The following is a 15,653-nucleotide window of genomic DNA, read 5'->3' as shown; positions in this document are numbered from 1 at the left end:
ACTGTTGCAGTTCACCGGGCTTCCGGCTATCGCCGCTGAACGAGTGCCTGCGGTTCGCTACGTCCTCGGCTCGGCGTTCGTGGCATCCGACCTTCTCGCGATGCGCGCGGTCGCCGCCATGCCGAGGATCGCGGCCGGCTGAGTCAATGACTGCGCGCGCCCTGCTGACCGAGGGCGTGCACTCGCGCGTGGAGCAGCCGGAGTGCCGCCACGACCGCTGAGTCCACGATCTCCTGCGGGCTCCCGCCGAGTTGCCGTTCCGCGACGTGCAGCTCGCCCCGTGGTGAACGGATGCCGATGAAGACCGTCCCGACCTCCTGACCGTCCTGTTGGTCCGGGCCGCCAACCCCGGTCACGGACAGCGAAAGGTTGGCGCCGAGTAGGCGCGCCACGCCTGTGGCCATCTGTTCAGCGGCGCGAGCGGACACCACAGGGCCGGGGCCGACGTCGAGCACCCGGTGCTTGGTCTCGGTCATGTACGCCACCACGCCGCCGGCAAACCACTTCGACGAGTTCGGTGCCGCGCCCAGCCTGGAGGCGAGCAAACCGCTGGTGAGTGATTCGGCCACGGCGATCCGGAGCGTCGTTCCGTCGACGGCTTCGGCGATGAACTCGGCGAGCGCCGCTGCCTGGGCTTCGCATGCGTCAGGTGAGGTCATGCCCTCAGTCTGATCAGGAGCACCACGGGCCCCAAGGGGTTGACAGCCTCAGTCGGGTCCGGCCCCGAGGATGAGCCGGCGGAGGGCTGTTTCCGGCGCAATACCGCGACCCTCGAGTAGTTCGCCTGACTGGTAGTGGTCAAGGACCCGCGGGTCGATATAACTGCTCCGGGCGACAGCAGGTGTGTTCCCCAGCGCGTCAGCCGTCTCCTTCACCGCGATCACGACATTTCTCGCGCACCGGGTCGCATTCGGCGCCACACCGAGGCGGCGCAACGCCGTCGCTGCGATGATGCTGCCATGAAGGGTGCGGAAATCCTTCGCAGTGAAGTCGCCGTTCGTTCTCTCACGGACGTAATCGTTGACTTCCTGGGAACGAAGCGGCCGCCAGGTGCTTCCGCTCTTCCAGGCGAGGAGTCGAGCTCGCGGCCCGCGCGTCTTGAGGGATCGGATCACAGCGGCAAGGTCGGGATCCTCCGTGTCACTCGACCACGCCTGCCCGCTCTTGCCGGGGAAGTCCAGGAGCACCCTGCCCCCGCTCACCGTCGCGTGGGCACAGAGCAGGGTGGTCAACCCGTGAGTTCCATGTTCGAGCGCGAACCGTTCACTTCCCACTCGGAGCCTGGCGGAATCCAGGAGCCGGAATCCGGCGGCCAGAGCGCGTTCGCGCGAGCCGGTCACACCGCGCAGGTCGAGAGTCACAAGCCGCCGAGCTGACGGCAGCGCGAGGGCAAGGTCCAGTGCCCGGTCGAACTTGCGCTCAGCCTGTTTTCGAGACCAGGCCTCGTGGTAGAGGTACTGCCTGCGCCCTGCTCCATCGATACCAACCGCCTGGATGTGGGCGTTTGCGTACGGGGCTATCCAGACATCCGTCCAGGCGGGAGGGATGACAAGGGCGGTGATCCTCTCGATAGTCGCCGCATCGTGGAGCGGCTCACCGGCCTCATCCACGTAACGAAACCCCGAGCGGGTTCTTCTCCGACCGTAACCCGGCCCCGTGGTATCACTCCTGCGCAGCCGGGGCACCTGGCCTCCTGACGTGTGGTGTCGACTCAGGAATAGTGCAACTCCGGAAACTGTCCTCGTTGCTCAGTAGCGTTCGCGGTCACAGGTTCTTGCCGCCGGTGACCGGGAGCACAGCGCCGGACACGTATGACGCTCCGTCCGAGGCGAGGAAGACGTACGCCGGTGCCAGTTCGGCGGGTTGGCCGGCGCGCCCTAGCGGCGTGTCCTGGCCGAAGGTGACGACTTTGTCCGGCCAGGAGGTGGCAGGGATCAACGGCGTCCAGATCGGGCCGGGCGCAACGGCGTTGACCCGGACGCCTTTCTCCCCCAGCTGGTCGGCGAGCGCCCGGGTGAACGCCACTTGTGCCGCCTTCGTCATCGCGTAGTCGATCAGTTGCGGAGAGGGTTGGAATGCCTGGACGGACGACGTGGTGATGATCGACGAGCCCGGCTTGAGGTGTGGGATGGCCGCGCGGGCGGTCCACATCGGTGCGTACAGGTTCGTCGTGAAGACCCGATCGAACTCAGAGGTGGGGATGTTCTCCAGTCCGCTCCGGTTCTCCTGGTATGCGGCATTGAGCACCAGCACATCCAGCTGCCCGAACTCCTCGACCGTGAGCTCGACGATGTCGGTGCTGTATTGCTCTTCGCGTACGTCGCCCGGCAGAAGCAGGGCCCGGCGGCCCGCCTTCTCGATCCAGGTGGCCGTGTCCTCAGCGTCCTCCTGTTCCTCAGGCAGGTATGCGATCGCCACATCGGCGCCTTCGCGGGCGAAAGCGATCGCGACGGCCCGGCCGATACCGGAATCCCCTCCGGTGATCAACGCCACCGAGCCCTCGAGCTTCCCGGTTCCGACATAGCTCTCTTCGCCGTGGTCAGGACGCGGATCGGTCTTCGAGGTGAGCCCGGGCTGGTCTTGCTCCTGGCGAGGGAAATCCTCGGAACTGTACTTCTTCGTGGGATCGGAGTTGGTCACTGAGAGGCCTTTCGTTGGTCCGGGCAGGCGGGCGTCTGGCGAATGGTGCGAGCAACTTTACGTCGCAGCCCTGACGGCGCTCAAGGGGTGGCGCCTCGCCGGGGAACCTGAGTAACGTTGTCCAGCTGCGGCCCGCCAACCCTGCTCCGGCCGCTTCCACTCCGACCGAAGGATGCACGCCATGACGTCTCAGCCGATGCGCCGCTCACTCTGGCTTGACCGGCCGGCGCCCGTCGGCACCGATGAATGGCGCTCCCTCGACCCGGTCGACGTTCTCGTTCTCGGCGCCGGATTATCTGGTCTCGCCACAGCGGCGATGCTCGCTGAGCAGGGCCGGTCGGTCGTGGTCCTCGAGGCGCGGTCGGTGGGTGCCGTCACCACGGGAAACACCACGGGGAAGGTCTCCCTTCTGCAGGGGTCGCGGCTGTCGGAGATCCGGGATGCGGTGTCTCGCGAACTCGCTGAGGCGTACGTTGCCGCGAACCGGGCAGGGCAGGACTGGCTGCTCAGACATCTGACGGACAACGGCGTTCCTTTCCAGGAACGCACCGCGGTGACGTACGCGGCTACCGACGCCGGGGCGCCGACGGTGGAGGCAGAGCTGGACGCGGCATCCTCGCTCGGGCTTGGTGTCTCGGCGAGGCGCACTCTCGAACTGCCTTTCCCCATCACGGCGGCAGTGGGTCTGCCAGGCCAGTACCAGGTCGACGGGCTCGACGTTCTCGACTCGCTGGTCCGAACCGTGCGCAGGCACGGAGGGCTGGTGATCGAGGGCGTACGCGCCACCTCCATCGAATCCGGAAATCCCTGCGTGGTGTCCACCAACCGTGGGGAGGTATCAGGTGACAGGGTGGTCGTGGCAACCGGCTTTCCCTTCCCCAAACGCGGCGGTCACTTCACCACCCTTGAACCGCGACGTTCGTACGCACTCGCGTTTCGCTGGCCGGGTCGCGCGCTCGAAGGGATGTACCTCTCGGTCGACGAGCCATCCAGGACCGTCCGGGATGCCCACCGTGCCGATGGCAGCTACCTCGTCGTCGGTGGCAACGACCACCGGGTCGGAAAGGGAACTCCCACCTCCGCGCAGGTGGACGACCTGCTGAGCTGGACGGGGACGGCGTTCCCGGATGCCGTCGCCACACACCGCTGGTCTGCGCAGGATTACCGGTCGACGGACGAATTGCCGCACTTCGGCCCGATCACGACCGGCGACGACCGCGTGCTCGTGGCTACCGGGTACGCGAAATGGGGTTTCACCAACGGGACCGCTGCAGCGATCGCGATCTCAGCGCGACTGGCCGACGCACGCCCGGACTGGGCGGAGACCCTTGAAGCCCGGCCCCCGGCGTTCACCAAAGTGGGGAGCACACTCGGCGCAGGGGCCAAGGTCGCCGCAGACCTGGCACGGGGCTGGGTGCGCGCGGAACTCAGGCAGGGACCGGCCGACCCGCCTGAGGGGCACGGCGTTGTCCTTCGCGACGGCATCACACCGGTTGCAGTGTGCACGGTCGGCGGCGTCACCCGTCGGCGATCAGCGGTCTGCACCCATCTGGGCGGAATCGTCTCCTGGAACGACGCGGAGACCTCGTGGGATTGCCCGCTCCATGGCTCCAGATTCGACCCGGATGGCGGCGTTCTCGAGGGGCCGGCGGTTCGGCCGCTCGGCGACTGACGTGACGGCCGGTTCAGGCCGGCCTGCTCTTCTTCTTCGCCGGGGTCTTCGTGGACTTCTTCTTCGCGTCCCGTGACTTCTCCACGCTGCGACGGAGCGCTTCCATGAGGTCGATGACCTCTCCGCTCTCACCGGTCTCCTCCGCGCTCTCGCCGAAGGTGGCATCCGTGTCGACGGCGTCGCCCTGCTCGAGTTTCGCCTCGATGAGCTTGCGGAGCTGGTCCTGGTAGTTGTCCGAGAACTTCTCAGGCGTGAAGTCGTCGGCGAAGCTGTCTACAAGGGAGGACGACAGTTCCAGCTCCTTGGCGGAGATTCGTACGCTTTCGTTCAGCGAGGGGAACTCAGCCTTGCGTACTTCGTCCTCCCACAGCAGCGTCTGAATGAGCAGAACGCCGTCGCGCGATCGCAACGCAGCCAGGCGGGTTTTCTGGCGGAGCGCGAACTGCACGATAGCGGTCCGGTCCGTGGCTTCAAGGGTTCGGCGCAGCAGGACGTACGCCTTCGGTGAGGACGAATCCGGTTCCAGATAGTAGCTCCGGTCGTACATGATGGGGTCGACCTGGTCGCTCGGCACGAACTCGACGACCTCGATCTCGCGGCTCTTCTCCTCCGGCAGGGACGCCATGTCCTCAGCGGTAAGAATGACGGTGCGGTCGCCGTCGTCATAGGCTTTGTCGATGTTCTCGTATTTGACGATCTTGCCGCAAATCTCACAGCGACGCTGGTAACGGATGCGTCCGCCGTCTTTGTCGTGCACCTGGTGCAGCGGCAGGTCGTGGTCCTCGGTGGCGCTGTAAACCTTCACCGGCACGTTCACCAGCCCGAACGTGATCGCGCCCTTCCAGATTGCTCTCATTCCACCAGTGAACACCAGTCGGGCGGATGGTGCCTAGCCCTTGCGCGGGTTCTCCGATTCAAGCTTGGACACGGTATTCCTCACGACGAGCGGAACCAGGAAACCCAGCGCAAGCACGACCACGGCCACCGCGACCGCTGCTAGAACTCCGGCTTCGCGCCCGACCACGAAGTCGAAGATGAGCATCGCCGTGCCGACCATCGACAGCGACACGCCCACGACAACCGCGCGGAGCATCCGGTCGCCGATCCGCACGGTGGCCTCCTTGACCAGGTGACGGAACATGATGCGGTGCGCGCTCACAGGGAGGAGGCTGAGCACCGTCGTGGTGATGGCGACGGAGACAAGGGTCAGGTACAGAACGAGCTGATAGTCGTCCAGTTCGCCGAACCGGGGCTGGAAGGCGATGGCAAGAAGAAACGCTGTGAGGATCTGGGTGCCTGCCTGCAGGACCCGCAGTTCCTGGAGAACATCGCTCCAGTTGCGGTCAAGCCGTTCCGACTCGGTCTCGTTACGGCCGTCAAGAACGCGTTTCATCGGTGGCTTGCGTTCGCTTGGGCTGTCCGTTGCCATGAATCCGCCTTCGGTTCGTCTGACGGGACCCGGGTCCCGTCGTGCGTCTTATTTCCGTGGTCGAAAGCCGGTCCAGGGGGCTTGAGCGCGGCTTCTCGCCAGCCTAGTGTTTTCCCGGATAACGGGGGTGCGGAACGGCCACCCCTGCTCCGGAGCGGGAAGGGGATCGCAGCATGACGAATCTGATACCAGACGATGACCCTGTGGAGTACGACGAGGACGAGGAGCTCGCTGTGCTGCCGGACGAGGATCAGGATCTGGACGTTCTCCCCGACGATGAGCGCCCCATCGACGACATCGATTTCGAGTCGGACGATGACATCGTTGCGGAGGAGCTGTGACGGGTCCTGGATCGAATCAGCGCGGGCCCGGAATCCCGGACCCGCGCTGAAAAAAACCGCCGCGTCAGTTCTGGTAAGCGGGCACAACCCCGTGGTGTGCGTCGCCGACCTTGTGCACGCGCAGGTCGTTGGTCGAACCGGAGATTCCGGGAGGAGAGCCGGAGATCACGACGACCTTGTCACCGATTTCTGCTTTCCCGAGACCGAGGAGCACGTCGTCCACCTGGCCGAACATGGCGTCGGTGTGGGTGACACGGTCGACCAGGAATGTTTCGACACCCCAGTTGAGCTGCATGCGCCGACGGATGTCTTCATCCGGCGTGAATCCGAGGACGGGGATCTGCGTGCGCAGACGGGCCATCCGGCGGACGGAGTCGCCTGACTCGGTGAAGACGCAGAGGAACTTGGCGCCGACGAAGTCAGCGACCTCGCTCGCGGCCAGGGTGATCGCGCCGCCTTGAGTGCGTGGCTTGGTGCCGAGCGGCGGGATGCGCTCGAGACCGTGGTCCTCGGTCGACGCGATGATGCGCGCCATGGTCTGGACGGTGATCACCGGGTACTCGCCGACGCTGGTCTCGCCGCTGAGCATGACGGCATCCGCACCGTCGAGGACGGCGTTGGCGACGTCGGAGGTCTCCGCGCGCGTCGGAATCGGGCTTGAAATCATCGACTCGAGCATCTGGGTGGCGACGATGACCGGCTTGGCCATGCGGCGGCACAGTTCAACGGCGCGCTTCTGCACGATCGGGACCGCTTCCAGTGGAAGCTCGACGCCGAGGTCACCGCGGGCGACCATGATGCCGTCGAAGGCGTCGATGATCTCTTCGAGGTTGTCGACCGCCTGCGGCTTCTCGATCTTCGCGATGACGGGAAGACGCTTGCCTTCCTCATCCATGATCTCGTGGACACGCTGGACGTCTTCGGCGTTGCGGACGAACGACAGGGCGATGAAGTCGGCTCCGAGCCTCAGGCCCCAGCGGAGGTCGGCCTCGTCCTTGTCGCTCAGGGCGGGCACGTTCACGGCCACTCCCGGCAGGTTGATGCCCTTGTTGTTGGAGACGGCTCCGGCCACGACGACCTCCGTGGTGACGACGACGCCGTCGGTCTCGAGGACTTTGACCTTCACCTTGCCGTCATCGATGAGCAGGAAGTCGCCAGGCTTCACATCGTCGGGCAGACCCTTGAAGGTGGTGCCTGAGAGTTCTTTCGTGCCAACGACGTCTTCGGTGGTGATCTTGAAGATGTCGCCTTCGGCGAGCTCGTACGGGCCACCTTCGAACTTGCCCAGGCGGATCTTCGGGCCCTGCAGGTCGACGAGCACGGCCACCGGCTTGCCAGCATCGGCCGCTGCTTTGCGGACGTTCGCGTAGACGCCTTCGTGGACGTCGTACGTGCCGTGGCTGAGGTTCATCCTGGCCACGTTCACACCGGCATCGATGATCGCGCGGATATCCTCATAGCTGCTCGTTGCCGGGCCGAGGGTGGCGACGATTTTAGCTCGTCTCATGTGTACTGCTCCATATTTCTGCGCGGGAATGCGCTGGCGGGATTCAGGGAGTGAAGAAGTGGACGGGCGTTGGCCTCGCCTTCGAGTCTAGAGCGAGATCGCGCGGTCGGTCGGGCGCACAGGGGCCGGGAGGCTGGTCTCGCCCTCAAGATACGTGTCTACAGCTGCAGCCGCAGCGCGTCCTTCTGCGATGGCCCACACGATGAGAGACTGGCCACGGCCTGCGTCACCGGCGACGAAAACACCCGGTTCGCTGGTCTGGTAGTCACTGCCACGTTCGACGTTTCCGCGCTCATCGAACGGAACTCCGAGCTGCGGTGCGATGTACTCAGACTCCGGACCGGTGAACCCGAGCGCCAGCAGCACGAGGTCGGCGGGAATCTCACGCTCCGTGCCGCTCCTCGGTACCCGGCGGCCGTCGACGAACTCGGTTTCGGCCACCCGGATCGCGCGGACCTCGCCGGACTCATTGGCAAGGAACTCCACCGTTGACACGAGGTATTCGCGCTCCCCGCCCTCCTCGTGGGCGCTCTGGACCTCGAACAGGGTCGGCATCATCGGCCACGGCTGCGTTTCGTTCCGCACCAGCGACGGCTGCTTCCCGATGGCGAGGTTGGTCACGGATGCGGCACCCTGGCGGTGCGCCGTCCCGATGCAGTCAGCCCCGGTGTCACCACCGCCGAGGACGACGACGTGCTTGTCTTCCGCGCTGATCTGGCCGGGGACGTCGTCGCCGGCCCCTGCTTTGTTCTGCGGAACGAGGTAATCCATGGCGAAGTGCACTCCGGCGAAGTCGCGGCCGGGGATGGGAAGATCCCGGGGAACCATCGCACCGGTCGCGATGACGACGGCGTCGTAGCGGGCCCGCAGGTCGCTCCAGCTGATGTCGACGCCGATGTTCACCCCGGCGCGGAACCGTGTGCCCTCGTCGGCCATCTGCTTGAGACGGGCGTCGAGGTGCTTCTTCTCCATCTTGAAGTCGGGGATGCCGTACCGCAGGAGTCCACCGATCCGGTCGTCGCGTTCGAAAACGGCGACGGTGTGACCGGCGCGGGTGAGTTGCTGCGCAGCGGCGAGCCCGGCAGGCCCGGAGCCGACGACGGCGACGGTCTTGCCGGTGAGGCTCTCCGGCGGGTGGGACTCGACCCAGCCGTTCGCGAAGGCCTGGTCGATGATCGACACCTCGACCTGCTTGATGGTCACAGCAGGCTGGTTGATGCCCAGAACGCACGAGCTCTCGCAGGGAGCGGGGCACAGCCGTCCGGTGAACTCGGGGAAGTTATTCGTGGCATGCAGCCGCTCGATCGCCTGTCGGCCTTCACCGCGCCAGGTCAGGTCGTTCCATTCAGGAATCAGGTTGCCGAGAGGGCAGCCCTGATGACAGAACGGCACACCGCAGTCCATGCAGCGACCGGCTTGCCGGCGCAATTGCGTCGGATCTCCCTGCTCGTACACTTCCTTCCAGTCCATGAGCCGAATCGGCACCGGGCGCCGCTTCGGCAGCTCCCGCTCCGTTACTTTCAGGAATCCCTTGGGATCAGCCACCGGTTACCTCCAGGATTCGGCCCCAGACCACGTCACCGTCAGGATCGAGTCCTTCGGCGACGGCGTCCTGGCGAGTGCGCAGCACAGCTGCATAGTCGCGGGGCAGGACTTTCACAAATTTGAGGATGCTGTCGCCGAAGTCGGCGATCAGTCGTGCTGCAAGCGCCGAACCGGTCTCGGAGACGTGTTGTTCGAGCAGATCGCGGACGATTTCGACGTCGGCGCTGCCAAGCGCGGTGAGCTCCAGCTCCCCTGCCGCCACCGCTTCCCGGTTCACCTGGTCGGGTTGAAGGTCGAAGACGTAGGCGGTTCCACCGGACATGCCGGCACCGAGGTTACGGCCTGTTGCGCCGAGAATCAGGGCAAGTCCCCCGGTCATGTACTCGAGCGCGTGGTCGCCGACGCCTTCGACGACGGCGGTAGCGCCTGAGTTGCGGACGAGGAACCGTTCACCGACGACGCCGGAGATGAACATGCTGCCCTGTGTGGCCCCGTAGCCGATGACGTTGCCTGCGATGACATTCCGGTCGGCGTCGAAGGTGCTCGAGGCAGGAGGGCGCACGATGATCTGGCCGCCCGAGAGTCCCTTCCCGACGTAGTCGTTCGAATCCCCTTCGAGACGGAGGGTGATCCCGCTCGGGAGGAAGGCACCGAATGACTGACCGGCTGAGCCGGTGAGACGCACCTCGATGGATCCGCTCGGAAGCCCGTTCTCACCATGGCGGCGCGTGACCTCGTGCCCCAGCATGGTCCCGACAGCGCGCTCGGTGTTGCGGATCGGCAGGTCGATGCGGACCGTTCCCCCGTGCTCGAGCACATTGTGGCTGCGTTTGATGAGCTCGACGTCGAAGTGCTTGTCGAGTTCATGCTCCTGTTCGCGGGCGTGGGTCCGTGGCTCCCCATCGCGGAAGGTCGGACCCACCAGAATCGGTTCCAGGTTCAGCCCCGAAGCCTTCCAGTGTTCGATCGCCGTGTCGGTGTCGAGGAGCTCGTTGTGGCCGATGGCTTCCTCGAGGGTCCTGAATCCCAGCTCGGCCAGGTATTCGCGGACCTCCTGGGCGATGAACTCGAAGAAGTTGACGACGAACTCGGGTTTACCGGCGAATCGTTCCCGCAGCACAGGGTTCTGCGTGGCGACACCCACCGGGCAGGTGTCGAGGTGGCAGACCCGCATCATGACGCAACCGGAGACGACAAGAGGCGCTGTCGCGAATCCGAATTCCTCGGCTCCGAGCAGGGCGCCGATGATGACATCCCTGCCGGTCTTCAGCTGTCCGTCGACCTGAACGACGACGCGGTCGCGCATGCCGTTGAGCATGAGCGTCTGCTGCGTTTCGGCGAGGCCCAGTTCCCACGGGGTGCCGGCGTGCTTGAGCGAGTTCAACGGGCTCGCGCCGGTTCCGCCGTCGTGGCCGGACACGAGGATGACATCCGAGAGCGCTTTGGCGACACCCGCGGCGACCGCACCGATCCCGGACTGGCTGACGAGCTTGGTGTGGATCCGAGCGGACGGGTTCGCCCGTTTGAGGTCGAAGATCAGCTGCTTGAGGTCTTCGATCGAGTAGATGTCGTGGTGCGGCGGCGGCGAGATGAGCCCGACTCCTGCCGTCGCATGACGGGTCCGCGCGACCCACGGGTACACCTTCGTCGGAGGCAGTTGGCCGCCCTCGCCTGGCTTCGCACCCTGCGCCAGCTTGATCTGAATGTCGTCGGCGTGGGTGAGGTACATGCTCGTGACACCGAACCGGCCTGACGCCACCTGTTTGATCGCACTGCGCCGCTCGGGGTCGAGCAGGCGGTCGGTGTCTTCTCCGCCCTCTCCGGTGTTGGACTTCGCGCCGAGGCGGTTCATGGCGATGGCGAGTGTCTCATGCGCTTCCTGCGAAATCGAGCCGTAGCTCATCGCCCCGGTGGAGAACCGCTTCACGATGGAGGCGACCGACTCGACCTCGTCGAGCGGGACGGGGTTCCGGTCGGCGGTCTTCAGCTTGAACAAGCCGCGCAGGGTCATCAAGTTCTCAGCCTGATCGTCGACGAGACGCGTGTAGTCCCGGAAGATGTCGTAACGTCTCGTGCGGGTGGAGTGCTGCAGGCGGAACACCGTGTCCGGGTTGAACAGGTGCGGGGAGCCGTCACGGCGCCACGAGTACTCGCCGCCGGTTTCCAGCCGTTCATGTGAGATCTCCGCCGTGTTGAGCGGGTACGCCGACTGGTGCCGTTTGAGGTTCTCCGCCTGGATCACGTCGATGCCGACACCGCCCAGCTTCGACTGGGTGCCGGTGAAGAACTCGTCGACGAACTCCTGGCTGAGCCCGACGGCCTCGAAACACTGGGCGCCCGCGTAGGAGGAGACCGTCGAAATCCCCATCTTCGACATGATTTTCAGTACACCCTTGCCGAGCGCGTAGATGACGTTCCTGACCGCTTTCTCAGCGGTGACGCCTTCGATGACGCCGCTGCGGACGAGGTCCTCGCAGGTCTCCATGGCGAGGTACGGGTTGATCGCGGATGCTCCGTATCCGATCAGCGTGGCGACATGGTGCACCTCGCGGACATCGCCGGCTTCGACGACGATGCCGACCTTCAGGCGGTTCTGCGCACGGAGCAGATGGTGGTGCACGGTGGCGAGCAGGAGCAGCGACGGGATCGGAGCCAGGTCCTTATTGGAGTCGCGGTCGCTCAGCACGAGGAAGTGGGCGCCGGCCTCAATGGCCTCGTCCACCTCGGCGCAGATGGCCGTGAGGCGGTTCCGAAGCGCATCAGGGCCTTCGTCGAACCTGTACAGGCCCCGAATCGTCGTGGTGGTCCTCGAACCGTGTGCCGGGTCGATGTGCTGGATCTTCGCGAGCTCGTCGTTGTCGATCACCGGGAAGTCGAGGACAACCTGGTGGGCATGCTCCGGGCCGGAGCTGAGGAGGTTTCTCTCCGGGCCGAGGCCCAGCTTCAGTGAGGTGACGACCTCTTCACGAATCGAGTCAAGCGGCGGATTGGTGACTTGGGCGAACTGCTGGGTGAAGTAATCGAACAGCAGGCGGGGACGTTTCGACAGCGCCGCGATCGGCGTGTCGGAGCCCATTGCACCGAGCGGTTCAGCACCGGTCTGGCCCATCGGGCGCAGCAGGATGCGGACCTCCTCCTCGGTGTATCCGAAGGTGCGCTGGCGCCGGGTGACCGAGGCGGGGGTGTGCACGATGTGCTCGCGCTCCGGCAGGTCGGCGAGGTTGATACGGCCGGCTTCCAGCCACTGACCCCACGGCTTCGATGCCGCCAGTTCGGCTTTGATCTCGTCGTCTTCGATCAGCCGCTGTGCTTCGGTGTCGACAAGGAACATCTTCCCAGGGCGCAACCGGCCTTTCCGTTTCACCCGCTCAGGAGCGATGTCGAGCACGCCGATCTCGCTGCCGAGGACGATCAGGCCGTCGGTGGTCTCCAGCCAGCGACCGGGACGCAGGCCGTTGCGGTCGAGCGTGGCGCCGACGAGGGTGCCGTCTGTGAACGTCAGTGCCGCCGGCCCGTCCCATGGCTCCATCTGCATCGAGTTGAACTCGTAGAAGTCGCGGAGCTCCTGCGCAAGGCCCGTCTGCTTCTCCCACGCCTCTGGCACCATCATCATCATCGCGTGTGGCAGGGTGCGGCCGGTGAGGGTGAGCAGCTCGAGCACCTCGTCGAACGAGGCCGAGTCGCTCGCCCCTGGGGTGATGATCGGCAGCAGGGGGCGGATGTCCCCGAGGAGCTCCGATTCGAGCTGGGACTGGCGGGCTCGCATCCAGTTCCGGTTTCCCTCGATCGTGTTGATCTCACCGTTGTGGGCCATCATCCGCAACGGCTGAGCGAGCGGCCATGACGGGAACGTGTTGGTTGAGTAGCGGGAGTGCACGATCGCGAGCTTCGAAGCGAAACGCTGGTCACTGAGGTCCGGGTAGAACGGCTCCAGCTGCAGCGTCGTCACCATGCCCTTGTAGACGAGGGTGCGGCAGGACAGGGAGATGAAATAACCGTTCAGCTCACGCTCGACACGTTTGCGGAAGCGGAACGCCTGCCTGTCGAGCTCGATTCCGGAGACCAGCTCGCCGGCATCCGTTGTGTCGGTGCTCGACACGAAAAGCTGCTCGAACGCGGGCATCGCGTCCCGAGCCAGTCGGCCGAGGTTGTCGTCGTGGGTGGGCACGGTGCGCCAGCCGAGCACGGTGAGATCCTCGCTGTCGGCGAGGCGTTCGATACCGGCCTTGAGTTCGGCCCGTTCCGAGTCGTCAAGGGGAAGGAACGCGATGCCAACGGCGTACTGGCCGGCGGCGGGCAGTTCGAAGTCGGTCACGGCTCGAAGGAATTCGTCGGGGACCTGGGTCAGGATGCCCGCGCCGTCGCCTGTTCCGGCATCGGAGCCGATGGCTCCACGGTGCTCGAGGTTCCTCAGCGCGTCGAGCGCTGAGACGATGATGTCGTGACCGGCCGTGCCGCGGAGGGTGGCGACCATCGCGAGGCCGCACGCGTCCTTCTCGCTCCCAGGATCATAGAGGCCCTGGGCAGGCGGAACGAGGCTGAACTGGGAAAAAGTGGGTCGAGGCTCCATCGAAATACCGTCCTCACGAGGAAATATCAGCAGTGGGACGACGGTGGCCCAGAGAAGTTGAGGGTTCGTCGCCCGGCAGTGGGCAGTGTGATGTCACACGCCAGGCGATTTTTTTACCGTTTGGAAGCCGGGGGTGCGGACAGACCTAGGACTTTGAGCCGATCTCACTTGTGGCGGCGGCGTCCATCGATCCGGGAGCGGTTTCCTCGGGCTCGCCGAGATCCACGTAATCCGAATCGGTGTGTGAAGATCCTACCCCAGCGGGGGCACCTTCCCAGCCACGGCCCCGAACGTACGGCCCCGGCTCGATTCCGGTGTGCCGACGGGACTGGACGACGAAGATGACGAGCCCGATGAGAATGGCGAGCACGGCAGCCCAGACGTTGACGCGCAGGCCGAGGAGAACCTCGCTCGGGTCGACCCGGATGGACTCCCAGACGGTGCGGCCAAGGCCGTACCAGATGAGGTAGACGGCGAGGACCTTGCCCCACTGGAGGCGGAATGTGCGCTCCAGCAGCAGCAGGACCGCGACGCCGACCAGGTTCCAGATCACTTCGTAGAGGAAGGTGGGGTGGAAGAGAGTTCCGGCTGGCAGTCCGAGCGGCCAGGCGGCGTTGGACTCGTCGATCTCAAGGCCCCAGGGCAGGGTGGTCGGTGTGCCGAACAGCTCCTGGTTGAACCAGTTGCCGAATCGCCCGAACGCCTGCGCAAGCAGCAGTCCGGGGGCGACGGCGTCGGCGAACGTCCAGAAGCGGATGCCGGTGCTGCGGCAGCCGATCCACGCGCCGACGGCGCCACCGAGAAGAGCACCGAAGATCGCGATGCCGCCCTCCCAGATGTAGAGGGTGCGCAGCAGGTCGGCGCCGGGGTAGAAGTAGTCGTCCGGGTGGGTGAGCACGTGGAAGATCCGGGCGCCGATGATGCCGAGCGGCACGGCCCAGAGGACGATGTCGAGGACGATGCCGGGTTCGGCGCCCCGCTTCGTCAACCGGGCGTTGGTGAGGAACGCGGCGGCAACGATGCCCACGAGAATGCAGATGGCATAGAAGTGAATCGTGAAGTTACCGAGCTGGATGGAACTGACGTCCGGGCTCGGGATGCTCAGGTGGATGGACACGTGGTTCCATGCCTTTCTGGGGTTGCTGTCGTTCGTGCGCGGTTAACTCTAGTTCGCGCGGCTAGTTCCCTGCGCCAATTCCCTGGCGACCGCTGCAACGCGATCCACGCCGCCTTCGGCGAGGGCCTTGACGAGCGCCGATCCGACGATCGCACCGTCGGCGTACGCGAGGATCTCCCGCACTTGATCGGCGGTGGAGATTCCGAGGCCGACGCAGGCGTTCTCGCATCCGGCCTCACGCAGACGGGAGACGAGGACCTTCGCGGCCTGGTCGACGTCGCTGCGCGCACCGGTGATCCCCATCGTGGAGACCGCGTAGACGAATCCCCTGCTCGCGTCGACGGCCTGGCGAAGTCGCGCGTCGCTCGAGGACGGCGCGGCGAGGAACACCCGGTCGAGTCCGGTGCGCTCGGACGCCGACAGCCAGTCGCTGCCCTCATCGGGGATGAGGTCAGGGGTGATCAGCCCGGCGCCACCGGCGGCGAGCAGGTCGTCGGCGAAGCGCTCGACGCCGTACTGAATGACCGGGTTCCAGTACGTCATGAGGAGGACGGGGGTGTCGACGCGCGCGGTGATCTCCCGAACGGCATCGAAACCGTGCCGGAGCTTGAACCCGTTCGCCAGGGCGTGCTGGGTGGCCTTCTGGATGACGGGGCCGTCCATGACCGGGTCTGAGTACGGGAGACCGAGCTCGATGATGTCGACGCCGTTCTCGGCGATCGCCACCGCCGCGTCCACACTCTCGTCGAAGCTGGGGAAACCGACGGGGAGGTAACCGATCAGAGCGCCGCTTCCCGCCTGACGTCTGGTGGTCAGGACGGATGCCACGCTG

Annotated in this window: 12 protein-coding genes; 2 read left to right on the top strand and 10 right to left on the bottom strand. The window is 65.5% G+C overall.

Features of this window, described 5'->3' with window-relative positions; all coding sequences use genetic code 11:
* Positions 1 to 143 precede the first annotated feature (143 nt).
* The 3 genes from JWP90_RS04185 to JWP90_RS04175 form a co-directional block, all read right to left on the bottom strand.
* Positions 144 to 659, bottom strand: a complete 516-nt coding sequence (locus tag JWP90_RS04185; RefSeq protein ID WP_297360077.1) for a CinA family protein — start codon at positions 657 to 659, stop codon at positions 144 to 146.
* A 48-nt stretch (positions 660 to 707) separates the two neighbouring features.
* On the bottom strand, positions 708 to 1,610 hold the full coding sequence (locus JWP90_RS04180; protein WP_367182666.1) for a DNA topoisomerase IB: 903 nt from the start codon (positions 1,608 to 1,610) through the stop codon (positions 708 to 710).
* A 154-nt stretch (positions 1,611 to 1,764) separates the two neighbouring features.
* Complete coding sequence (locus JWP90_RS04175) at positions 1,765 to 2,640, bottom strand: SDR family oxidoreductase (RefSeq protein WP_297360072.1); 876 nt, start codon at positions 2,638 to 2,640, stop codon at positions 1,765 to 1,767.
* A gap of 181 nt (positions 2,641 to 2,821) precedes the next feature.
* On the opposite strand from JWP90_RS04175, the gene JWP90_RS04170 reads away from it, so the two are divergent.
* Entirely contained in the window at positions 2,822 to 4,312 is a 1,491-nt protein-coding gene (locus tag JWP90_RS04170; protein WP_297360071.1) for an FAD-dependent oxidoreductase, read from the top strand.
* A 13-nt stretch (positions 4,313 to 4,325) separates the two neighbouring features.
* Here the strand turns inward: JWP90_RS04170 and JWP90_RS04165 are convergent, their stop codons facing one another.
* Entirely contained in the window at positions 4,326 to 5,168 is an 843-nt protein-coding gene (locus JWP90_RS04165) for a Ku protein (RefSeq protein WP_297360069.1), read from the bottom strand.
* Positions 5,169 to 5,201: 33 nt separating this feature from the next.
* A complete protein-coding gene (locus JWP90_RS04160) occupies positions 5,202 to 5,741 on the bottom strand; it encodes a DUF6328 family protein (RefSeq protein ID WP_297360066.1) in 540 nt (179 codons plus the stop codon).
* Positions 5,742 to 5,914: 173 nt separating this feature from the next.
* On the opposite strand from JWP90_RS04160, the gene JWP90_RS04155 reads away from it, so the two are divergent.
* Positions 5,915 to 6,082: a hypothetical protein gene (locus tag JWP90_RS04155; protein ID WP_297360063.1), complete on the top strand. Its 168-nt coding sequence runs from the start codon at positions 5,915 to 5,917 to the stop codon at positions 6,080 to 6,082.
* Positions 6,083 to 6,146: 64 nt separating this feature from the next.
* On the opposite strand, the gene pyk is transcribed toward JWP90_RS04155, so the two are convergent.
* The 5 genes from pyk to trpA all read right to left on the bottom strand — a co-directional run bounded on the left by pyk (position 6,147) and on the right by trpA (position 15,649).
* Positions 6,147 to 7,589, bottom strand: coding sequence for a pyruvate kinase (gene pyk, locus JWP90_RS04150; RefSeq protein WP_297360061.1), 1,443 nt, complete (start codon positions 7,587 to 7,589; stop codon positions 6,147 to 6,149).
* Positions 7,590 to 7,676: 87 nt separating this feature from the next.
* The gene (locus JWP90_RS04145; RefSeq protein ID WP_297360059.1) at positions 7,677 to 9,134 is read right to left on the bottom strand and encodes a glutamate synthase subunit beta; all 1,458 of its coding nucleotides are present in this window, start codon (positions 9,132 to 9,134) and stop codon (positions 7,677 to 7,679) included.
* Positions 9,127 to 13,704, bottom strand: a complete 4,578-nt coding sequence (gene gltB / locus JWP90_RS04140) for a glutamate synthase large subunit (protein WP_297360056.1) — start codon at positions 13,702 to 13,704, stop codon at positions 9,127 to 9,129. The genes JWP90_RS04145 and gltB overlap by 8 nt, the downstream gene beginning before the upstream one ends.
* A gap of 145 nt (positions 13,705 to 13,849) precedes the next feature.
* A complete protein-coding gene (gene lgt / locus JWP90_RS04135) occupies positions 13,850 to 14,821 on the bottom strand; it encodes a prolipoprotein diacylglyceryl transferase (RefSeq protein WP_297360054.1) in 972 nt (323 codons plus the stop codon).
* A gap of 48 nt (positions 14,822 to 14,869) precedes the next feature.
* The gene (gene trpA, locus JWP90_RS04130; RefSeq protein WP_297360051.1) at positions 14,870 to 15,649 is read right to left on the bottom strand and encodes a tryptophan synthase subunit alpha; all 780 of its coding nucleotides are present in this window, start codon (positions 15,647 to 15,649) and stop codon (positions 14,870 to 14,872) included.
* Positions 15,650 to 15,653: the final 4 nt, after the last annotated feature.

Source organism: Mycetocola sp., from assembly GCF_025464835.1.
In the GTDB taxonomy this organism is placed as follows: domain Bacteria; phylum Actinomycetota; class Actinomycetes; order Actinomycetales; family Microbacteriaceae; genus Mycetocola_A.
This window is presented reverse-complemented; position numbering and strand designations above follow the sequence as displayed.